At 27.7% G+C, this 22,934-nt stretch carries 22 protein-coding genes, 1 rRNA gene and 1 pseudogene; 7 read left to right on the top strand and 17 right to left on the bottom strand.

Features of this window, described 5'->3' with window-relative positions:
* Positions 1-48: 48 nt before the first annotated feature.
* From M6G78_RS08380 to M6G78_RS08390, 3 genes are all read left to right on the top strand, one after another.
* Complete coding sequence (locus M6G78_RS08380; RefSeq protein WP_253230143.1) at positions 49-858, top strand: Abi family protein; 810 nt, start codon at positions 49-51, stop codon at positions 856-858.
* Between the two features lie 101 nt (positions 859-959).
* Positions 960-2,162 (top strand): tyrosine-type recombinase/integrase, encoded by a 1,203-nt coding sequence (locus M6G78_RS08385; RefSeq protein WP_253230144.1) that lies wholly within the window; start codon positions 960-962, stop codon positions 2,160-2,162.
* Positions 2,163-2,474: 312 nt separating this feature from the next.
* On the top strand, positions 2,475-3,371 hold the full coding sequence (locus M6G78_RS08390) for a DUF4352 domain-containing protein (RefSeq protein WP_138268366.1): 897 nt from the start codon (positions 2,475-2,477) through the stop codon (positions 3,369-3,371).
* Between the two features lie 99 nt (positions 3,372-3,470).
* Here M6G78_RS08390 and M6G78_RS08395 read toward each other — a convergent pair whose 3' ends face one another.
* A complete protein-coding gene (locus M6G78_RS08395) occupies positions 3,471-4,001 on the bottom strand; it encodes a DUF1836 domain-containing protein (RefSeq protein WP_253230145.1) in 531 nt (176 codons plus the stop codon).
* 141 nt (positions 4,002-4,142) lie between these two features.
* On the opposite strand from M6G78_RS08395, the gene M6G78_RS08400 reads away from it, so the two are divergent.
* Positions 4,143-5,006: a DegV family protein gene (locus M6G78_RS08400; RefSeq protein ID WP_253230146.1), complete on the top strand. Its 864-nt coding sequence runs from the start codon at positions 4,143-4,145 to the stop codon at positions 5,004-5,006.
* Positions 5,007-5,094: 88 nt separating this feature from the next.
* Here the strand turns inward: M6G78_RS08400 and rplT are convergent, their stop codons facing one another.
* The 14 genes and pseudogenes from rplT to M6G78_RS08470 form a co-directional block, all read right to left on the bottom strand.
* Positions 5,095-5,448 (bottom strand): 50S ribosomal protein L20, encoded by a 354-nt coding sequence (rplT, locus tag M6G78_RS08405; protein ID WP_138268369.1) that lies wholly within the window; start codon positions 5,446-5,448, stop codon positions 5,095-5,097.
* Positions 5,449-5,465: 17 nt separating this feature from the next.
* Entirely contained in the window at positions 5,466-5,660 is a 195-nt protein-coding gene (rpmI, locus tag M6G78_RS08410) for a 50S ribosomal protein L35 (RefSeq protein ID WP_138268370.1), read from the bottom strand.
* 21 nt (positions 5,661-5,681) lie between these two features.
* Positions 5,682-6,200, bottom strand: a complete 519-nt coding sequence (gene infC / locus M6G78_RS08415) for a translation initiation factor IF-3 (protein WP_138268371.1) — start codon at positions 6,198-6,200, stop codon at positions 5,682-5,684.
* 877 nt (positions 6,201-7,077) lie between these two features.
* Positions 7,078-8,109 (bottom strand): annotated as a pseudogene (locus M6G78_RS08420) (low specificity L-threonine aldolase); the annotation flags it as partial.
* Between the two features lie 136 nt (positions 8,110-8,245).
* Positions 8,246-9,718, bottom strand: a complete 1,473-nt coding sequence (gene gltX, locus M6G78_RS08425; RefSeq protein ID WP_253230147.1) for a glutamate--tRNA ligase — start codon at positions 9,716-9,718, stop codon at positions 8,246-8,248.
* Between the two features lie 8 nt (positions 9,719-9,726).
* Positions 9,727-10,065 carry a ribosome silencing factor gene (gene rsfS / locus M6G78_RS08430; protein ID WP_253230148.1) on the bottom strand — a complete coding sequence of 113 codons (339 nt, stop codon included), beginning with the start codon at positions 10,063-10,065 and terminating at the stop codon, positions 9,727-9,729.
* 15 nt (positions 10,066-10,080) lie between these two features.
* Positions 10,081-11,514, bottom strand: coding sequence for an adenylosuccinate lyase (gene purB, locus M6G78_RS08435; RefSeq protein WP_253230149.1), 1,434 nt, complete (start codon positions 11,512-11,514; stop codon positions 10,081-10,083).
* A 10-nt stretch (positions 11,515-11,524) separates the two neighbouring features.
* Positions 11,525-12,727 carry a pyridoxal phosphate-dependent aminotransferase gene (locus M6G78_RS08440; RefSeq protein WP_253230150.1) on the bottom strand — a complete coding sequence of 401 codons (1,203 nt, stop codon included), beginning with the start codon at positions 12,725-12,727 and terminating at the stop codon, positions 11,525-11,527.
* Between the two features lie 10 nt (positions 12,728-12,737).
* A complete protein-coding gene (queA, locus tag M6G78_RS08445) occupies positions 12,738-13,760 on the bottom strand; it encodes a tRNA preQ1(34) S-adenosylmethionine ribosyltransferase-isomerase QueA (RefSeq protein ID WP_253230151.1) in 1,023 nt (340 codons plus the stop codon).
* Between the two features lie 3 nt (positions 13,761-13,763).
* Positions 13,764-14,804 (bottom strand): Holliday junction branch migration DNA helicase RuvB, encoded by a 1,041-nt coding sequence (ruvB, locus tag M6G78_RS08450; protein ID WP_253230152.1) that lies wholly within the window; start codon positions 14,802-14,804, stop codon positions 13,764-13,766.
* Between the two features lie 8 nt (positions 14,805-14,812).
* Positions 14,813-15,415 carry a Holliday junction branch migration protein RuvA gene (ruvA, locus tag M6G78_RS08455; RefSeq protein ID WP_253230153.1) on the bottom strand — a complete coding sequence of 201 codons (603 nt, stop codon included), beginning with the start codon at positions 15,413-15,415 and terminating at the stop codon, positions 14,813-14,815.
* Between the two features lie 9 nt (positions 15,416-15,424).
* Entirely contained in the window at positions 15,425-15,769 is a 345-nt protein-coding gene (locus M6G78_RS08460) for a PAS domain-containing protein (protein ID WP_253230154.1), read from the bottom strand.
* 12 nt (positions 15,770-15,781) lie between these two features.
* On the bottom strand, positions 15,782-16,408 hold the full coding sequence (locus tag M6G78_RS08465; RefSeq protein ID WP_138268381.1) for a YigZ family protein: 627 nt from the start codon (positions 16,406-16,408) through the stop codon (positions 15,782-15,784).
* Positions 16,409-16,490: 82 nt separating this feature from the next.
* A complete protein-coding gene (locus tag M6G78_RS08470; RefSeq protein WP_253230155.1) occupies positions 16,491-17,219 on the bottom strand; it encodes a phosphatase in 729 nt (242 codons plus the stop codon).
* 213 nt (positions 17,220-17,432) lie between these two features.
* Here M6G78_RS08470 and M6G78_RS08475 point away from each other — a divergent pair, with 213 nt between their 5' ends.
* From M6G78_RS08475 to M6G78_RS08485, 3 genes are read left to right on the top strand one after another with little or no spacing between them, the layout of a single operon-like run.
* Positions 17,433-18,161 carry a 2-C-methyl-D-erythritol 4-phosphate cytidylyltransferase gene (locus tag M6G78_RS08475; RefSeq protein ID WP_138268383.1) on the top strand — a complete coding sequence of 243 codons (729 nt, stop codon included), beginning with the start codon at positions 17,433-17,435 and terminating at the stop codon, positions 18,159-18,161.
* 13 nt (positions 18,162-18,174) lie between these two features.
* Positions 18,175-18,909: a 2-C-methyl-D-erythritol 4-phosphate cytidylyltransferase gene (locus M6G78_RS08480; RefSeq protein ID WP_138268384.1), complete on the top strand. Its 735-nt coding sequence runs from the start codon at positions 18,175-18,177 to the stop codon at positions 18,907-18,909.
* Position 18,910: 1 nt separating this feature from the next.
* Complete coding sequence (locus M6G78_RS08485) at positions 18,911-20,740, top strand: LicD family protein (RefSeq protein ID WP_253230156.1); 1,830 nt, start codon at positions 18,911-18,913, stop codon at positions 20,738-20,740.
* Between the two features lie 27 nt (positions 20,741-20,767).
* Here M6G78_RS08485 and M6G78_RS08490 read toward each other — a convergent pair whose 3' ends face one another.
* Both M6G78_RS08490 and rrf read right to left on the bottom strand, forming a co-directional pair.
* Positions 20,768-22,660: a LicD family protein gene (locus M6G78_RS08490; protein WP_253230157.1), complete on the bottom strand. Its 1,893-nt coding sequence runs from the start codon at positions 22,658-22,660 to the stop codon at positions 20,768-20,770.
* Positions 22,661-22,821: 161 nt separating this feature from the next.
* A 5S ribosomal RNA gene (gene rrf / locus M6G78_RS08495) occupies positions 22,822-22,934 on the bottom strand; the annotation flags it as partial.

The following is a 22,934-nucleotide window of genomic DNA, read 5'->3' on the forward strand; positions in this document are numbered from 1 at the left end:
AAAAGCAACAACAGTAGGAGAACAAATTGATATTTTAAAAATAGAAATATGATTATTGAAGATGAAGAATCCGCTAAAAATTTTTTATTAAATATTAATTATTATAGATTTACCGGATATACTTATCTTTTTAGAAATAGTGATGATACATTCGAGCAAAATATAACTTTTAATGAAATAAAAAAAATTTATAAAGCAGATAAAAATTTAAGAATAATATTATTCAAATATATTTCTATTATTGAAATAGAATTTAAAACCCATATAGCTTATGAACTATCAAATGCCATTCAAACAGAAACTTATTTATATTATAGTGATGATTTATATTTCAGCAAAGAACATTTTGAACAATTCAAAGAAAATTTAAATATTAATAAAGAGAAATCAAAAGATAAATTATTTATTAAACATTATAATGAAAAGTATAATGGCATTCTTCCCTTATGGGTTGCAACAGAAATAATTAGTTTGGGTGATATATCTAGATTTTATAATAATTTAAAAAGTAAATATGCACAATTAATATCAAAATATTATTACAATATTAACGATGATACTTTAAAATCATGGTTTTTCACAATTTCATCTATAAGAAATTCTTGTGCCCACCATAATAGATTATATAAAACACATCTAAAAGCAGTACCTAAAAACCATGGAAGTTTGAATTTTAAAAGAGATATATCTAGTGCAATTATTATTATTGGGGTTTTATTAAGAAAAGATGACAGAAAAAAATATATTGAAGAAATAAATGACTTTATAGAAAATAATAGAGGATCATTATTTTCAGCTAAATCAGCTTATGGATTAGATAAGAAAAAATACATAAATTCAATCAACTCTATTGTATAACACCAAAGCACCTTAAACACAATACAAACCGTTGTGTTGTGTTTAATATGCTTAACAGCATTTATACCCTTATGCTATCCCACAAAGCTAGGAGGTATAATATGGACGCAAGAACAAACACTGCAAAGTGGAATGAAAAAAGTAAAAAATGGAGGATTAAAGTACAAAGAGACGGAAAGATAAAAGAGTTTACCTGTTCTACACCGGGAAGAAAAGGTCAGAGAATCTGCAACGCAAAAGCAGACAAATGGCTTAAAGAAAGAACTTTCAACGATAATACAACAGTAGAAAATCTACACAAATTATATCTTGAAAAGAAAAAAGACTTGGTGGGAACAAGTAGATACAAAAATATATGTGCATATTTTAATAAATGGATTCTTCCCTATATTGGTAAAAAGAAATTTGCGAAGCTTAGAGAAGATGATTTACAGGATATTCTTGATTTAATGTATAAAGAAGATAAATCGGCAAAATACATAAAAGAGGTAAAAGGAATTTTACTGGACCTTTTAAAATTTGCAAGGAAAAGAAACATAACAAGACTTATTCCTGAAGATTTAAGAGTCAATCCAAAAGCAAAGAGAAAAGAAAAAGATTCTCTTCAACCGGATGATTTATACACATTATTTAACAGCGATAAAACAATATACAACGGAAAGGAAATACAGGATCCTTATATTAATGTTTATAGAATGTATGTTGTAACAGGATTAAGAAGAGGTGAACTAATCGCACTGGAAAAGGATAAAGACATTCTAAACTCTCCTGTTATTCCATACTTTAATAAAAAAATCATTAATGTAAATAATGATACTTTCTTAAGAGTTAACAAGTCTATAAACGAATATAACGAACTTACAGTTGGAAAAACAAAGAATGCTTATAGATATGAGATACTGCCTAATATCGCTTTAAAAATAATAAAAGATGAAGAGCAGCTTCTTAAAGAAAGACATGTAATTTCTAAGTACCTCTTCCCTAATTTAAATGGCAACCATTTAAGCCCACAAGGAATATCCAACAGCTTTAAAAGATATGCAAAACATAACAAGTTATCGAGAACGACTCTTCATGAACTAAGACATACTTTTATCAGTTTAAACAGTGAGGACATAGAAGACGAAACAATGCTTGAAATAGTAGGACATGCCAACACAAGAATAACAGAAAATTACAAGCATATTGTTGTTGATAGACTTTCAAAAGCAAGCAGCTCAATAGACGAAAGAATGGAAAATGTACTTGAATATGGAAAGAATTTAAAAACGTGTTCTAAGACATGGTCTTTAAATAAGAAGTAAGTATAAACCCCTTTATTTAAAAGGGATTTTACATTGTTTTATATAATGTCACTCGCACCAACTTAATAATTTAAAATAAAAAAACAAAATAACCAAAAAACGCAGACATGCTATATTAAAGGATTTTAGAAGATGAATAATTCGAGTAAATAAATTTCAAAAGACGGAAATACCGTCTTTTTTTATTCTTATAATTTTTATTAAAATTAATATATTTTTATGATATAATATTTACTATAAAATGGAAATAATATAAAACATTTTATTTCACAAAATATTCTAATACAATAATATAATAAAGGGGAAATGATTATGAAAATGTCAAAAAAAGAAGAAAAAAGATTAAAAGAAGAAATTGCACAAGAACAGGCTAAGTTAGGTATACCGCCGAAGAAAAAAAGCAAAGGAAAAAAGATAGCAATAATTGTCGGAGTAATTGTTGTGGTTCTTTTACTTCTCGCTATGTGTGGCGGAGGTGGTAATACAGACTCAACTCCAATAACAAATGAAGAAATTACTGAACTATATACAGACCCTTCTTCATTTACAGGCAGAACTTTTACATTTACAGGACAAGTTCTTTCTGTTGAACAAGATGGAAATGTATATGGTATTCAAGCATGGTATGATGTTAAAAATTTAGATAAAAATACATTAATATACTACTATGCTTCTGAAGATGAAAATTTTTCAATAAAAGAAAATGATTTTATAAAAGCAACAGGAACAATTAATGGTACTTTTACAGGAACAAACCTTTTAGGCGGAACAGTAGAGCTTCCAGAAATGGATGCTGATAAGGTAGAAATTGTATCGTATGAAGAAGTTGTATCCCCTGCAAATAAAACAATAGAGTTAGATAAAACAAGTAAAAAAGGTAATGCTTCTTTTACTATTGAAAAAATAGAATTAGCAGATGATGAAACAAGGGTATATGCTACTTTAAAAAACAATGGTAGTTCCTCTATTTCTTTTTATTCTTATGACGCAAAATTAATACAAGGCGGAGAACAAATATCAACACAAGACGATTTTTACGTTGAAGGATATCCTGAAATAGAATATGATTTAAACAGTAAAGCTAAATCATCTGGAATTATAACATTCCCAAAAATAGACAAAGATAAAAACTTTACTTTAAAATTCCCATTTTATGATAATGAAGATTTCAATGAATATACTTTTTCTTTCGATATAAAGGTAAAATAATACAATCAAAAAATATATGAATATAAAGTCTTGTATTTTTATTAAAATAAAAAACAAAGGGGCAAAATGCCCCTTTTATTTTTAATAAAAAAGAAAAGCTTAATGCTTTTCTTCATCTTCTTTAAATAGTAAATATTTTTGTAAATAAATTTTATTTGCAAGGGACTTTGTCGCAAGTCTTACAATTTTTGCTTCATAAGTATTGTTTGAACTTTCTTCTACATCATCATCTTCAATAAATGCAATTCTAAAAGCTTTTTCCATTTCTCTGGCAAAATAATCATAAGCTTCCTCTATCGGATATGTATCTATTTGTATTTTTATTAAATCACAAATTTCAGAAATTGATAAAATTTGTTTTAATGAACAAACTACAATTATATAGGCAATATGATGTTTAGTATATTTTTTCTTTACAGGAGGAGAAACCAATCCTTGCTTTACGTAATTGTTAACCATAGATGAAGTTATAAGTTTTTCTTTTTCATATATTTTAAATACTTCCAAAACATCCTCGGTAAAACTAATTACTTGATCCATATATAATTCAATATTTGGAAGTTCATTATATCTTGGAAAATGAAATTTTAAAATTTCTTTTGTATAAACTGATTCTTCAAATTTATTCATATCTTACTCCTTTTTAGAAGTATATCATCATGATTTTATGTTGTCAATAGTATATGAAAGCTCTTGACAAAGTATCATATATTATATAATATAATATTAAATAACAGATAAAATAATTTTTTAAATTAAAAGGAAATAACCATGAACAATAAAGAAAAAATCGCTATTATTACCGATTCAGGTACAGACGTTCCTCCAAAATATATCGAAAAATATAATATGTATGTTGTACCTCTTATAGTTAACTATGAAAATCAAAGCTATAGAGATGGAATTGATATCAATATAAATAAAATATGTGAAAAATTAAAAGAAGAAGTACCTACAACTTCTCTTCCTTCAATTGATGATATAATGGAAACTTTTGAAAGGGTACTAACAGACGGATATAAAAAAGTTATTGTTGTTACAATTTCAAGCGGTCTTAGCGGAACTCATAATGCAATGAGAATAGCAAGTGAATCCTTTGAAGATAAATTAGACATAATGCTTGTAGATACAAAAAATATAGATATAGGAGCAGGATTCACTGCAATAAGAGCAGGTGAACTTATTGAGCAAGGATATTCTTTTGATGAAATAAAAGAAAAATTAGATGATGCAATAAATAACACAAAAGTTTATTTTTGTGTTAAAACATTAGAATACCTAAGAAAAGGCGGAAGAATAGGTCTTGTTGCTTCAGTTGTAGGAACAGCACTTGATTTAAAGCCTGTTATATCTTGTAACAGCGACGGAATATATTATGTAGTATCAAAAGCAAGAGGAAGAAAAAAATCCATTAAAAAGGCTATTAACGAAGCTAAAGAATATGCTAAACAATTCGAAGAATATAATATTGCCGTTGTAAATGTATGGTCAAAAGAAGAAGCAAAAGAAATTGAAGATAATATAAAAAATGATTTTCCAAACGTAAAAAGCGTTTTTGTGGGGGCTATATCTCCTGCTCTTGCAGTCCATACGGGACCTGGACTTATTGGAGTCGGAGTGCAAAAAATAAAATAATACCTAATGAATAAAAAGCTGTAATTAAATTTACGGCTTTTTATTTTTATATAAAAAAAGAACATAACATAAGTTATGTTCTAATATTTTATAATGCGTTTTTAGCAACTTCAACTAATTTAGCAAAAGCAGCTTCATCATTCATAGCAAGGTCAGCTAACATTTTTCTGTCGATTTCAACATTAGCTTTTTTAAGACCATTAATGAATCTTGAATAAGACATATCATTCATTCTTGTAGCTGCATTGATTCTTGTAATCCAAAGTTTTCTAAAATCTCTTTTTCTTTGTTTTCTACCTGCATAAGAACTTCTTAAAGCTCTCATTACAGCTTCGTTTGCAGGTCTGTATAATTTAGATTTAGCACCATAATAACCTTTTGCAAGTTTTAGTACTTTTTTATGTTTCTTTTTACTATTTAAACTTCTTTTTACTCTAGCCATATATTATTACCTTTTAACTACTTAACAATAATGTAGCTGATTGTTTTTTGGTCAGCTGCAGAAACGTAGCCACCCTTTCTTAATTTTCTTTTTCTCTTAGTTGTTTTTTTGTTTAAAATGTGATTTCTAAATGCTTTTTTTCTTTTGATAACGCCAGATTTATTTCTTTTAAATCTTTTTGAAGCGCCTCTATGAGATTTCATTTTAGGCATATTAATATCCGTCCTTTCCTACTATTTTTCTTTACCTTTAGCAGGTTGTAATGTCATTGTATAATTACGACCTTCTAACTTAGGTTGTTTCTCAATTGTTCCTACCTCATTAACCATAGAAGCAAATTTCAACAGTACTTCTTTACCTCTGTCAACATAAGCCATTTCTCTACCTCTAAATCTTACGGAAACTTTTACTTTATCTCCCGCTTTTAAGAATTTACGGCAGTTTTTAGCTTTTACTTCTAAGTCATGATCTTGTACTCTAACAGAAGTTCTGATTTCCTTAATGTTTACAACTTTTTGGTTTTTCTTATTTTCTTTTTCTCTTCTGTTTTGTTCATATTTGAACTTACCATAATCGAGAATTTTACAAACCGGTGGTTTTGCATCAGGTGAAACCTTAACTAAATCAAGATTTCTTTTATCAGCTTCTTTTAAAGCTTCTTGCGCAGACATTATACCAAGCATTGAGCCGTCATCACTGATAACTCTTACTTCTCTGTCTCTAATTTGTTCATTAATTTGAAAATCTTTAATTGAATCATACCTCCATGATTAAAAAAATAGATAGCAAAGAACTGCTACCTAAATATATCACTAAATAAATGTGTATATATTTACCAAACTAAATCCATGTTTGTTTGGTGAGAAGCAATTCTTCTACTTTGTTTTCTAAAAGAGTATATCACTAAACCCTTTTATTGTCAATGATTATTTAATATTTTTTATATAAAAGCATCTTGCAATGCAAGATGCTTAAAAATTAATCTTCAAATTCAAATTCACTGAAAAAATCCATATCACTGTCTTTTTTAAATACTACTTTATCGTCTTCCTTTGAATCTTTTTCATCAAAATTTGTATAATCTATTTCTGAAGAAAAAATATCTTCAAAAATATCTTTACTTTGAGTTTTTGCAGGTTCAATTTTTTCTTCCATTGGCTCAAAAGTTTCAAAGTCTAATTTTTTACTTTCAACTCTTTCACTCTTTTGAGGTTCAATATCTTCTTCCTTAATATCTTCTTCTACATATTCATTTTGAACAACTTCTTCTTTGGCAGGTTCACTAAATAAGTTTTCATCAATTGAATTGTCTTCAAAATAATTTTCTTCAGTTAAAGTTTCTTCTTCATGTTCATCCATAATATTAGAATCTTCAACAAAATCTTCTTCTTCGATTTCAACAGGTTCAACAAAATCCCCTTCTTGGAATTCTTCTATTACTTCTTCATCTGTAACTTCTTCAGGTATTATTTCTTCAACTTCTTCTACTTCCTCATTAGGAAAAACTTCATCTACAATTTCTTGAGATTCTTCAACAGCAACTTCTTCAGTAGCATTTGCTGTTTCTTCTATACCTGCATCTTCATGTTCTTCATGTAACTCTTTCATTAATTTTTCTTTTGCAATTGTAAGTTTAGCTAAATCTTTTAAGAATTCATCTACAGCTTTTTCAGTTGTTGCAAAAGATGTACAAAGTCTTATTACACTTTTTTCTTCACTTAATTTTTCCCATAATTCAAATGAATATTTCTTTAAAAGTACTTTCAAAATATCATTTGGAAGAATAGGAAATACTTGGTTCGTTGCAGACATTGAATAAAAACCATAACCTAAATTACCAATACCAAGTGTTAATTTATTTGCAAGTCTGTTTTCGTGTTTACCTATTTCAAAATATAACCCATCTTTAAATAGTTCAACAAACTGAACACCAAGAAGTCTGCCTTTTGCAATCATTCCACCATTTTGTTTAATATGATATCTAAAATCAACGTTCAATTCTTCGTTATTTATTACAAGTGCTTCACCGAATAATGCACCCATTTTTGTACCGCCAATATAGAATGCATCAGTTAAATTAGCTAAATCTTCCATTGTAACATCATTATCTACACAAGTAAGAGCTGAACCAAGCCTTGCTCCGTCTAAGTATAAATATAAGCCGTACTTATCACAAACTTCTCTTAATTTCTTAATTTCTTCTTTGGTATAAATAGTTCCAAGTTCTGTTGGATTTGAAATATATACCATTTTAGGTTTAACACAGTGTTCTCTTTCTTCATCATCAAAATGTTTTTTTGCAACTTCTTCAACGTCTGAAGCCAAAAGTTTACCGTTGTTTTCTTCTTTAACTATTATTTTATGTCCTGTTGCTTCAATAGAACCTGATTCATGTACATTAATATGTGCAGTTGATGCTGCAATTACTCCTTCGTGAGGTCTTAGAGCCGAAGAAATAAAAGCTGTATTTGTTACAGTTCCTCCTGATAAAAAATGTACGTTGCTGTTTTCTCTTTTTATTAATTTTTTTATTATTTCACTTGCTTCTTCACAGTATTTATCTGTGCCATATCCGCTGCTTTGCTCAAAATTAGTTTTGATAAGTGCTGCCAATATATTTTTATGAGCACCTTCACTATAATCATTTGTAAAACTATACATAATAAACCCTCTATCTTTCGTCATAATAACTCATAATATATGATATAAAACTTTTATACTTTTTACAAGTAAAATATCAAAAAAAACCTTATTTTAAGCTTAAAAAAGGAGATATTTTACAATATCTCCTTTAATCTTATTTTATATAATTCAAAGCCTTTTTAAGTCTTTCAATAACTTCATCTTTACCTAAAATACTTAAAATATAAGTTAAATCCGCACCATGCATAATTCCGCTTATTGCTATTCTTGTAGGCATATATAAAGCTTTACCTTTTATTTTAAATTCTTTTTGAATAGATTTTAAACTCTTTGAAACAATTTCAGGTGTAAGTTTTTCTTCTTGTTCAAATAATGAAACCAAGTTTTCAAACAATGTTTCATTTGTTTCCATATCCATGACTTCTTTTGCTTTATCATCAAGTTCATCAAGATTTGCTTTTAAGTATAATTCTTTTGTAAGCTCTATACTTTCTTCTAAATAATTTAACTTATCTTTAATGGCTTCAACAATATATTCCATTGTTTCATCATTGACATCATCATTTACTAAATTATCTTTTAGTAAATATGGTTTAATTAAAGCAATAAGTTCTTCATTTGATTTTTCTTTGATGTAATGAGCATTAACCCAGTTTAATTTTTCAGTATCAAAAACAGCACCCGCTTTTGTTACTCTTGAAATATCAAAATCTCTTATTAATTCATCCATTGATAAAATTTCTTTTCCTTCAGGATCAGACCATCCAAGAAGAGCAATGTAATTTATCAATGCTTCAGGAAGATACCCTTTTTGTATAAAGTCTTCAACTGCAACAGAATCATGTCTTTTACTTAATTTCTTCTTGTTTTTATTTAATACCGTTGGAAGATGTGCAAATTTTGGAAGTTCCCAACCAAGATAATTATACAAAATGATATGTTTTGGAGTAGAAACAAGCCATTCTTCTCCTCTTATTACATAGTTAACATCCATTAAATGATCATCAACCACAACTGCAAAATGATATGTCGGGAATCCGTCTGCTTTAATAAGAACTTGTTCGTCAACATCGTTTGTATTTATTGTAACCTCTCCCCTTACTTCATCATAAAAAGTAATATCTTCATTTTCAGGAAGAGCCATTCTTATAACATAACTTTCACCGTTTTTTATTCTTCTTTCAGCTTCTTCTCTAGGTATATTTTTACATTTACCATCATATTTTGGTGTTTGTTTGTTTTTTACTTGTTCTTCTCTTAATTTATCAAGTCTTTCTTTGTCACAGAAACAATAATAAGCTTTACCTTCATCTAAAAGTTTATTGATATATTTTTTGTATATATCAAGTCTGTCTGATTGAAAATATGGTCCCTTATCTCCTACTTCAACAACTTTACCATCTTTTAACATTGGACCTTCATCATGTTTTACACCGCAAAATTCCAATGCATTAATTAAATTTTCAACAGAACCTTCAACATATCTTGTTCTATCTGTATCTTCTATTCTAAGCAAATAATCACCGGCATTATGTTTTGCCCATAAATAGCAATAAAGAGCTGTTCTAAGTCCTCCAATGTGTAAAAATCCTGTAGGACTTGGTGCAAATCTTGTTCTGATATTCATAAAATACTTTACTCCTTAATTATTTTTCCGTCTTGCCATAATCTTTCCAGATTATAGAAATCTCTTTCTTCTTTTACAAAAATATGAAGTACTATTTCTCCATAATCCATTAATATCCATCTTGAAAGTTTTATACCTTCTTTTCCTTCAAGAAATATGCCGTTTTCCTCTGCTTTTTCTTCTACAAATTCACATACAGCTTTTGCTTGTCTGTCACTATTTGCACTCGCAACTATAAAAGCATTTGCTTCTGAAGTTAAATCCGTAACATCAACAGCATATATATTTGATAATTTCTTCTCTTCCAATAAATTTATAAAAAATTGCGTTTTATCTTTATAATTCATTATTTCTCCTAAATCTTAAACTTTTAATGTAACATCGTAACCTATTAAATCTTTATTTTTTTCTAGTACAGGTTTAACATCTTCTTCTACAAATTCAATAACTTGGTTAACAGCTCTTCCTACATATTTTTCAGGTTTTAAAATATCGTGGATTTCGCTTAATTCCAAATTAAATGCAGGGTCTTTTGAAATTCTTTCAAGTAAGTCGTTTGGTTTACCTTCTTGTTTAACAACTTTGCTTGCTTCCATAGAGTAAACCCTGATTTTTTCATGAAGTTCTTGTCTGTCTCCACCTCTTTTTACAGCTTCCATTAAGATGTTTTCTGTTGTCATAAATGGAAGTTCAGCCATAATATCTTTATGGATTACTTTTTCGTTTACAACAAAACCGCTTGCGATATTTATTGCTATTTGAAGAATAGCATCACAGCACATGAAACTTTCAGGAATTGAAATTCTTCTGTTTGCAGAATCATCAAGAGTTCTTTCAAACCATTGTACGCTTGCTGTCATTGCTGGGTTTACTTGATTTGCAATAATATGTCTTGCAAGAGAACATATTCTTTCGCTTCTCATCGGATTACGTTTATATGCCATTGCAGATGAACCAATTTGATTTTTTTCAAAAGGCTCTTCAATTTCTTTCAAATTTTGAAGTAATCTAACATCAGTAGCAAACTTATGTAAACTTTGAGCAATCCCTGCAAGAGCATTTACAACTCTGCTGTCAAATTTTCTTGGATAAGTTTGTCCTGTTACTGTAAAGTCTGTATCAAAGCCCATTTCTTTACATACAAACTCATTTAATTTTTTTATTTTTTCTTCATCATTGTTAAATAATGACATAAAACTTGCCTGTGTTCCTGTTGTTCCTTTTACACCTCTCATTCTAAATGTAGAAAGAACAAATTCAACTTCTTCATAATCAAGAAGTAAATCTTGAATCCAAAGTGTCGCTCTTTTACCTACTGTTGTAAGTTGAGCAGGTTGAAAATGAGTAAATCCAAGTGTTGGTAAATCTTTATATTTAATTGCAAATTCACTCATTACTTTAATTAAATTTACAAGTTGTTTTTTAATAAGTTCTAAAGCTTCTTTAAAAATAATTAAATCAGTATTATCTCCAACATATGCACTCGTAGCACCTAAGTGTATAATACCTTTTGCAACGGGAACTTTATCTCCGTAAGTATGAACATGAGCCATTACATCGTGTCTAAATTTATTTTCGTATTCTCTTGCTAAATCATAATCTATATCATAGATATTATCTTCTAATGCTTTTACTTGTTCATCAGTAATATCAAGACCTAATTCTTTTTCACCTTTTGCAAGAGCAACCCATAATTTTCTCCATGTTGAAAATTTCTTGTCAGCTGAGAAAATATAAAGCATTTCCTTACTTGAATATCTTTCGATTAATGGATTAGTATAAACATCTCTACTCATTTTAATTCTCCTATTTTATTTCATTTATAAATTCTTTGAATAATTTTAAACCACTTTCAATATCTTCCATACTTGTCGCATAAGAAAATCTTATAAAGTCATCTGCACCAAATCCAATACCAGGAATTACCGCAACATTTTTGCTGCTAAGAAGTGCATCTGCAAAATCTATTGAACCATTTATTTGTTTTCCGTTATATTCTTTTCCATAATATTTAGAAACATCGGCAAAAACATAAAATGCCCCATCTGGTTCAATAGGTTCAACACCATCTACTTCTTTTAATACACTAAGCATATATTTTCTTCTGCTGTCATATTCTTTTACCATATCATATACGATTTTTTGATCTGTTTTTAATGCTGTAATTGTAGCATATTGAGAAATACTGCTTGGATGAGAAACGCATTGTCCTTGAATTGTGTTCATTGCTTTTACAATATCTTTATTTGCAAGAGAATAACCTATTCTCCATCCTGTCATTGCATATGACTTTGAAGCTCCGTTGATTGTTATTGTAATATCTTTTATTTCATCTGATAAAGATGCAACAGGAGTAAACTCTTTATCGTTGTAAAGTAACATTTCATAAATTTCATCACTTAAAATGTATATACCTTCCTTAACACATACATCAGCAACTTCCTTAAGTTGTTCTTTTGTATATACAACACCTGTAGGATTTGAAGGATTATTAAGCATAATAACCTTTGATTTTGGTGTTATTACGGCTTCAAGTTCTTCTTTTGTCAAAACAAAGTTATTTTCTTTCTTTGGATATACAAATACAGGTTTTCCTCCTGCAACTTTAACCATTTCAGAATAACTTACCCAGTATGGAACAGGAATAATTACTTCATCTCCGTCACTAATCAAAGCTTGCAAAGCAGTAAATAACGAATGTTTTGCACCTGATGAAACAATAATTTCACTTTCAGGATCATAATCAATATTAAATTCTTTTTTATATTTTTCACTTATAGCTGTTCTTAAATCTATAAGACCTTTTACATCGGTATATCTTGTTATACCCTTTTTCATTGCTTCGTTAGCTGCATCAATAATTACTTGTGGAGTATCAAAATCAGGTTCTCCTGTACCGAAAGAGTAAACTTTTTCTCCTTCTCTTTTAAGTTTGTTTGCCTTTGATGTAATGGCAAGTGTCATTGATGGTGATATTTTATCTAATTTGTTTGATAATGGTTTTTTCATAAAGTTCCTCCTATATTATTAACATTGCATCTCCAAAACTAAAAAATCTGTATCTTTCTTTTATAGCTTCTTCATATGCTTTTAGTATATCATCTTTATTGTAAAATGCACTAATTAACATGAGTAAAGTTGATTTTGGCAAATGAAAATTTGTTATAAGATGGTCTATTACCTTAAATTCAAATCCCGGATAAATAAATATATCCGTATTCATACTAACAGGTCTTATATCTCCATACTTTTGATAACAACTTTCAAGTGTTCTTACTGTCGTTGTTCCAACAGCAAATATATCTTTTCCACGTTTTTTTGTATCATTTATTATTTTTGCCGTTTCTTCACTTATAATAAAAAATTCACTATGCATTTTATGATTGCTTATATCATCTTCTTTAACAGGTCTAAATGTTCCAAGACCTACATGCAAAGTTACATAGCAAACATTAATGCCTTTATCCTTTATTTTTTCAAGCAGTTCTTTTGTAAAATGAAGACCTGCTGTAGGTGCTGCTGCAGAACCTTTATCTTTTGAATAAACAGTCTGATATCTATCGTCATCGTCAAGTTTTTCTTTTATATATGGTGGCAAAGGTACCGTTCCTATTTTATCTATATAAGAAAAAACATCATCGCAGCCAAAAAATTTAACCTTAGCCAAACCTTCATCGTATTTTTCAACAACCTGCATTGATAAGTTATCGTCAAATTTTACAATTGTTCCATTTTTTAATCTTTTTGCAGGTTTTATCATTACTTCAAACATATTGTTACTTAAAGGTTTTAAAACAAAAGTTTCAATTTTTGCTCCTGTTTCTTCCTTTATTCCAAAAAGCCTTGCATGAAATACTCTTGAATTATTAAGTACAAGAGTATCACCCTCTTTTAAGTAATCTATTAAATCATAAAAATGTTTGTGTTCTATTTCTTTTGTATTTCTATTAACTACCATAAGCCTTGAAAAATCACGTTTTTCAATAGGTGTTTGCGCTATAAGTTCTTCAGGTAGATTATAATCAAAATCACTAGTTCTCATATATTATTCTTCTTCCATTTCAAATATTGATTTAGTCATGATTTCACTGTTCGTATAAGGAACATTTAAATAATCATAAGCAAGTTTTGTTGCAACTCTTCCTCTTGGAGTTCTGTTTATAAATCCAAGCTGTAATAAATACGGTTCATAAACATCAAGAATTGTGTCCTCTTCTTCACCAATAACAGCAGAAAGAGTATTTAGACCAACAGGGCCACCGTCAAATTTATTTATAATGGTATCTAAAATAGCAATATCACTGCTATCAAGTCCGTTTTCGTCTACACCTAAAAGCTTCAATGCTTCCATTGCAATTTCTTTATTTATAATATCAGATTTTTTTACTTGTGCATAGTCTCTTACACGTTTTAAAAATCTATTTGCAATTCTTGGAGTCTGTCTTGAACGAATCGCGATTTCCCTTGCACCATCATCATCTATTTTTATTTCAAGTATTCCAGCACTTCTTTTAATAATTTCCATAAGCTCTTCTATTTTATACATCTCAAGCTTATTTAATACTCCAAATCTATCACGAAGAGGAGAAGAAAGAAGTCCTGTTCTCGTCGTAGCACCAACTAATGTAAAAGGTTCAACAGGTATCCTTACGGATTTTGCATTTGGTCCTTTTCCCATTACAATATCAAAAGCAAAATCTTCCATTGCTGGATATAAAACTTCTTCTATGGTTCTGTTTAATCTATGAATTTCATCAATAAATAAAACATCATTTTTCTTAAGTCCGGTAAGTATCGCTGCAAGATCTCCCGGTTTTTCTATTGCTGGACCGGATGTAACTTTTATAGATACTCCAAGCTCGTTTGCTATTATATTGGAAAGAGTTGTTTTCCCAAGCCCCGGAGGTCCATATAAAAGAACATGATCAAGAGCCTCTCCTCTTTCTTTTGCAGCAGAAATAAAGACTCTCATCCTTTCCTTTACGGTTTCCTGACCTATATATTCATCTAAAGTCAAAGGACGAAGAGACTTATCTTTTTCTATATCAAGTTCTGTTTTTTTACTTGTTACTATTCTTGTAGCCATATTTCTCCTTATTCATTAACTCTTTGTAATGCAATAGTAATTATATCTTCTATAGTTAGGTCATCATTAGTAGAAATGCCACTAACGATTTTATTTGCATAAGCTCTATCAAAACCTAAAGATGTAAGAGCTAAAACAGCCTCAGCTTTCAAATCACCATTTATATCTATACTATCTTCAAAAGAAATTTCATCTATTTCAGGTAAATCTGAAAATTTATCTTGAAGAGTAACAACTATTTGTTCAGCCGCTTTTTTCCCAACTCCGTTTGCAGCACACAAGGCTTTATAATCTTTATTAATTACGGCACTTATAATCATGTTAGGCGATAATGCACTAAGTACACTAAGAGCAATTTTAGGACCTATTTTAGGAACTGTAAGAAGTTTAAAGAATACTTCCCTTTCAAAAGATGTAGAAAACCCAAATAAACTTATATCGTTTTCTCTTACAGCCATATATGTAAATATTTGTACTTCATCTTTATCGTTTGCCAAATCCGTTATAGTATTTTGTGAAACATTTAATAAAAAACCTATTCCACTTTTATTTTCTATTGTTAAATATCCATCAGTTATATTAGTAACATTTCCTTTTATATAATCAAACATTAATACCCTCTATTTGTCTTCTTCATGTCGTTCATAGTAACCGATAAGTTTCCTGTTTTCATCTCTTACAGCAACTATATAATTATTTTCTTTATGTTTTTCGTTATATCCCATATAAATTTCCGTTAAATTATCATCTTTTAAAAATCTATCAATATACTCAAGGGTTAGTTTTTTTGAATTTTCATTATGACAATCAAACAAGGACTTTCCTATCAAATTAGCTCCGCCTCTATGAGCATAACGTTTTAAAGCACTTTTATTCATGTACGTTATAATATGGTTTGTATCTACAAAACAAACCGGATTTTTTTCATTATCAACAATATCCTTAAAAACCATGTTAAAATCCATAATGATACCACCTTATAAATATTTATCTATATAAACATCATCTATATGTTCTATATTTATTTTTGCATTTGTAATTGCAATAAGTTCATTTTTAAATTCTTCCTGTAAATTTATCGGAACATATACTCCATAAGTAACTTTATCGGTAAAAACTGCATCTTCAAGTTTATACCCTGTCTTTCTTAAATACGTTTCAATTTTTCCGTGAAGAGAATAATCATAAGAAATTTTTGTTAAAGCTGTCATTACCTTTTTTACAAGCTTTGCTTCTTTTATAACTTCACTTGCAGAAGAAGAATAAGCTCTTATTAGCCCGCTGGCACCAAGTTTTATCCCTCCAAAATATCTTGTAACCACTATTAACGCATTTGTAAGATTATTTTTTTCCATAGCATTTAATATAGGTCTGCCTGCAGTCATAGCAGGTTCTCCATCATCACTGGATTTTTTTATTTCCATTTTCTTACCTATTATATATGCATAACAATTATGAGTAGCTTTATAGTGTTCTTTTCTAATTTCTTCAAGATATTTTTCAGCCTCTTCAACATTTTTAACCGAAAATAAATTTGAAATAAAAGTAGATTTTTTTATTTCTATTGTACTGTTAAAATTATCATTAATGGTTATATAATCCATACATAAATTCCCTATTTTAATTTTTCCGATTAAATATTATAACATAATACATTTTTTTCTTCAATAAATTGACTTTACAAAACTATCTATTACAAATATCAATACCTCTAATTTGTTTGAAATAATCTCTTAATCTTTCAATAGAAGAATTAACAACTAATTCCTCAGGATAACCTACTTCATTTAACAACTTTATTGATTCATCAAAATGTCCTATTGCAGAAGAAATATGTGCATCTGAATTTACAATAATAGGTACTTCATATTTTTTACATAGTTTGACAATTTCAAAACAATTAACATCACTTCCCGGACGTTGTGCAAAAGAGTGATTATTTACTTCAACTATCTTATTATATTTATTACACTGAGATATAATCATCTCATAGTCAAATTTAAAAATTTCATTTCCAAGATGACCAAATACATTTATGTTTTTATTAAGCAAAGCCTCACTAAGCATATCATTAACATGATTTTTATCTTTTGGATAAAATATTTCTTGATGGAAAGATGCAATTTTTAAATCAAGATTTTCCATGTACTCTTCTTCTAAATCCACATTACCCTCAGGCATTATGTTAAGTTCTATACCACTTATTAAATAAACCCCATGCATTTTACCTGGATTATTCTTTCCAAGACTTCTAAAATGCCAATGACTTGCACCATCTTCCAAAGCAGGTCCATGGTTTGTAATACCAACGGCTTGTAGCCCTGCTTTATTTGCCGCAATACAATTTTCTTCAAGAGTTGAAAAAGCATGTTCGCTAATATTTGTATGTGTATGTAAATCCGCTATAATTTTCATTTTACACCTCTTATATTTTATAATATTTTTTATTATAGCATAAAATAAAAGACATATTTAATAGCAATATATACTTTTAAATAAATTAGACTAATTTTATATTTACATATTTAAATTTAGCTATATAAAAAAATATATAGCTAAAATATATATAATATGGTAAAATAAAAATTATGTAAAATTATAATAAAATAATTGTATAGGAGAAAGATAATGAATATTGCAATTGTTAAAGCTGGAGGTACTGGTCAAAGAATAAATGATAAAAAAGCCTCTTTACCAAAACAATTTATTGAAGTAGAAGGTAAACCTTTATTAATTTATTCTATTGAACCATTACAAAAAGCAAACAATATAGACAAAATAATAATTTCTTGTCATGAAGATTACATTAATTTAGCCGAAGAATATTGCAAAAAATTTAATATAACAAAATTATTTAAAATTGTAAAAGGAGGAAAAACTACTAGCGACTCTTTTCTCAATGGATTAAAGGTTGCAAAAGAACTAATGAATGATGATGATTTAGTAATAATGGCAGATGCAGTACGCCCTCTTGTATCAACATCAACTGTTGAAGAAATAGTTGAAAAAGCAAAAGAATGCGGTGCTGCAGGTGGGATGGTAAAAATTGCCGAATGTGCATTTATTTGTGATGAAAAAGATAGTATAAGTTATATAGGAAATGACACCTCTTATATGTCTAAAACTCCACAAGCAATTAAATTAGGATATTTAGAAAAATATAATAGGCAAGCAAAAGAAATGAATGTCTACGAAAATTGCCCTGCACTATGCACATTATGTATTAATACCAATAATCCTTATGCAATCGTAAAGGATAGTCCTTATAATATTAAAATAACATACCAACATCAACTTGATTTCTTTGAAATGATTGTAAAAAACGGATTATTAGAAAAAATAATAAATATAAAATAAGGAGAAAATTAAAATGAATATTGCAATTATTACAGCAAGTGGTAGAGGTACAAGAATGGGTGAAGAATATAAAGATTCACCTAAACAGTTTTTAGATGTTGAAGGAAAACCTGTTCTTTTCTACTGTTTAGAAAAATTTGAAAATAATAATAATATTGATGCTATCATTATAGTAACATTAAAAGATTATATATCTTTTGTTCAAGATAAAGTAAACGAATATGATCTAAAAAAAGTTAAAGCAATTGTACAAGGTGGAGATACATTAAAACAATCTATAATGAAAGGTTTTGAAAAAGCTAAAGATTTTATGTCATCAGAAGATGATACAATTGTTATTCATGATGGTGTTAGACCGATGGTTTTTGATAGTGTAATAACAGATATAATAAAATCAGCAAAAGAAAAAGGACCTTCACTTACTGGTATACCAAATAAAACAGGAAATTTTATGATAACTGAAAATTCTGAAGTAAATAAATTTTATACAAAAAATCAAGTATATGCAGGAGGAACACCTCAAGCTCTAAGTGCCAAAGATCTTCAATATGCATACAATGAAGGAATAAAAAGAAATATTTTAGATGATGAAAATTATGGAACATGTTTTATTTCTCTACTATATACTTTAGGAAAAAAAATCTATATAGTTCAAGATAAAGAATTAATGAATCTAAAAATCACAACCCCTGCCGAATTAGAAATATTTAGAGCTATAATAAGAATTAGGGAGGAAAAAAATAAATAATATGACTTTAAGCAAAAAAGATCAAGTATTAAATGTTATAAGAAAAATACAATTAGAAGGTTTAGCAGAAATTGATAGAATATGTAGAAAACATAATATAAATTACTCTCTGGGTGGTGGTACTTGTCTTGGAGCTATTAGACATAAAGGATATATTCCATGGGATGATGATATTGACATCGATATGGACAGAGTTGAATTTGAAAAATTCTTAGAAGTTTCAAAATATGAATTAGATGAAAATATCTTCCATCTTGAATGTAATGAAAATAACCCCAATTTTTATTCTTACACACCAAGATTAATGATTAACAACACCATTTTAAATAATAAATCAATGGAATTAAGTGGAAATAATCATTGTATATTTATTGATATCTTTATTCATGATTATTTACCAAATAATAAAATTAAAAGAGCATACTATGCAAAAAAAATCTATTGGATAAAAGTATTAACTTATTATAAATGGTATGGCATTACAAACCAAGTACCACAGTCATTTAAGACTATTGCAAGAATATATGTAAAACTTAGAAGTTATAAGCACTTCTTAAAAAAATTTGACAAATATGCAAAGCATTACCATAAGAAGGGTGAAAAAACAAATTATGTAATTGATACTTCAATCATAAATGGAAATTTTGGAGGATTTCCTTCGAGTATAAAGAAAGAATATATAGATGTTCCATTTGAAAACTTAACAGTAAAATGTTTAAAAGAATATGACACTTTCTTAAAAATATTATATGGTGATAACTACATGAAAATTTTTCCAAAAGAAAAAAGAATTTCTCACCATAAATGGAAAAGAGTAGATCTTGGACCTTATGCAGAAAAATATGGACTTCCAAAAGAATATGTAAAATATATCATAATGAACCTAGACGCTCCAAGATTAAAAAAAGTAAAACAAGTATCACTTGAAATGCTCGATGTAATTGATAATATATGCAAAAAATATAATATTACTTATTTTGTTTGTGGTGATGATGCTTTATATAAAGCAAACAATACAGAAGAATATGCAAAAATATGGAGAGATGATGTTACTGTTTTGATGGATAAAAAAGCATATGATAAATTTATTGAAGTTGCACCTAAAGAATTAAATCATTATTATTTCTTAGAAAATAATATTACAAATAATAATTATCATTTCCCATATTCTAAATTAAAATTAAATTACACTTATTTTAGGGACAGAAGAACTTTTCCAGCAGATGTAAACCAAGGATTATGGATAAATATTGGTGTATTAATTAATACTTCCAATGATGCTAAAAAACGTTTAAAACATTATAGAGCATTAAGTAATGTATATGATCAAATTAGATTAAAATGGCTATATAACTCTTTAAGAGCAAGAAAATTAAAGAAAAAAGGAAGAAAAAGATATTTAAAATGGCAACTTACACAGTTAATCCCATTAAAACTATTAGTTATGAGACAAAAACATTTAATTAATAAATATGAAAATATTGAAAGTGATTTTTATTTAGAATCGACAACAAGTTTACTTCCTTTAAAAGATATAAAAAAATCTGTATTTGCTGAAGGTGAAAGTATAAATTATTTAAATCATAATTTAAATTTCCCTAAAAATTTACAAGAATTCTTAGAAATTTCTAATAAACAAAGAAATAAAATGAAAAAACATCTATTTGATGTAAAAAAATTAAAAGAAGAAAATATAGAAGAATATAATTATTTATGTAATAATTTAACAGAAAAACAAGAAGAAAAACTAAACAAGAAAGTATCTTTATTTGAACTTGGAATGTATGACGCTGATGATTATAGATCAGGAGTATTTGATTTAGATTTATAAAAAAGAAGCTTATAAAAGCTTCTTTTTTTATAAATCTAATACTGATAATTTATATTCGTCTATATCATATATAGATAAATTGAAACTTGGATGTTTTTTGTTTATATTAATTAAGAATTTTTCTGTACCTTTATTAACAGCTTCATCATATTTATCCTTTTCTGTGTTTTTCATTTCAAATAATATATCATATTTTTTTTCTCTATTTGGAAAAATATTTAAAAAGTCATTACATATTGCTTTGTAATTTGAAGGGAAATTATAAACATGACCTAATAAAGTATCTCTTTTTCCTTCAGAAAAATATTCTTTTTTTATTCGATTCATATTTAACATAGTTGTTGAAATATCTACAACATAATCTGTATTTATATTTTCATATTTATTATATAGTTTTTTTCTTTTTTCTTTTAACTCTTTTAAAGATACATTCTTTAATTCATTTATTCGTTTTGCTTTTCTATGTTTTTTTATTTGTGATCTTATTACACTTCTTCTTATAGAAATTTTTTTCCTTTTTAAATTTCTAGTTCTAACTTCATCAAATAAGCACTTTAATTCAATATCAGAATTAATTGATTTTATCTGTTTATAATAATTTTCACTTTCTACAGGATCATTAGGAGCATTAACCATTATACCAATATTAATCCATAATCCTTCATTTATTTTAGCAGGGACTAATCTTTTATCTTTTAAATAAGTATCTTTAAGCCTTATTTTAGGATAAGCATAGAAATATTCAGAATCTGTTTCTTCTGTTTGATAGAAATACTTTTCATCAAGTTCATTTTCAACTACACTATTAAACTTCTTTAAATTATTAAAATCCATTAATATTCCTACATCTTTACGCCATAAATTAGACATTTCCTCAATATTTTTAGCTTTAAATATTAAATCATCACCACTTAAAAAATATTTTATATCATATTTTTTACATATTCTATCAACTTCATCCAACATATCAAGGCATAAATTTTTCATTCTAGATAATCTATCCCCATCCAAAGAATTAATCATATATTTTTCATAATCATCAGGTAAATCATACATCTTTGCATATGGCCCTAAATCAAATTCTACATAATTATGATGGGTCATTCTACTTTCAACTGGAGGCATTTCCATATAATCATCACCAAATAAATTACATAGATATTCGTGATGCTGTTTAAATTTCCTAACAGTTAAATTTTCAAATTTAACATCCTCATACCCCGTTTTATCAAAATTTGGTTCTCCATAATATCCTACATGATAGATACAATTATCATATAAATAATCTGAATCCTTATACAATTCATTGCATTGTTTTTCGAGCTTTTTTATTTTTTTATATAAAGCTGGACGAGACACATATTTTATATATTTTAAATTTTTACCTTGCCTATCATTTGGGTCTTTTAAAAATGTAATATTATTATATGTCTTACAAAACATACATTGTCGTAAGTTAAATAATTTATGTGCAATTTCTTTTCTCTTTTCAAAATCATTAGGCATATTATCTAACTTAAAAATATCAACACATAAAGTTAATGGTAAATTCGCGTTTCTTGCAGATTTACTTCTAGCAATAGTATTTTTTAACAAAATCTTTGCCGGAAAATCATTAAATTTTGGATTTGTTTCATTTGTTAATAATGTATATTTTTTAGTATTTAAATCTTTTTTACAAGCTTCAATAAGTTTTTCATAATTTTCAGCTGTTAATTCTATATCAATATCATCATCCCAAGGAATAAAGCCTCCATGTCTAATAGCGCCTAACATAGTGCCTCCTCCAATAGAATATTCAATTTTATTTTTTCTACATATTTTATCTATTTCTTCTAAAATATCTAACTCTAGTTGTTTTATTACATTAAAAACTTTATCTGCATTTGATTTAATTTCTAAACTATCTAAATTTATCATGTAAATCTCCTATAAATCTTAGTCTTATATTTTATATATTTTAGCATATACAATAAAAAAATTCAAATTTTAAAACTTTAAAGCTAATACAAATAAAAAAATAATATTCCTCATTTTGTATTAGTTCTAAAATTAAATATAATATTATAAATAATAAAAAAACCCCGCGACTACCTACCCTCCCAGTCCGTCTCCAGACAAGTACTCTAGGCGTGGACGGGCTTAACTTCTGTGTTCGGAATGTTTACAGGTGTTACACCGTCGCTATCGTCAC

The organism is Anaerofustis sp. NSJ-163, from assembly GCF_024135845.1.
Lineage (GTDB): Bacteria > Bacillota > Clostridia > Eubacteriales > Anaerofustaceae > Anaerofustis > Anaerofustis butyriciformans.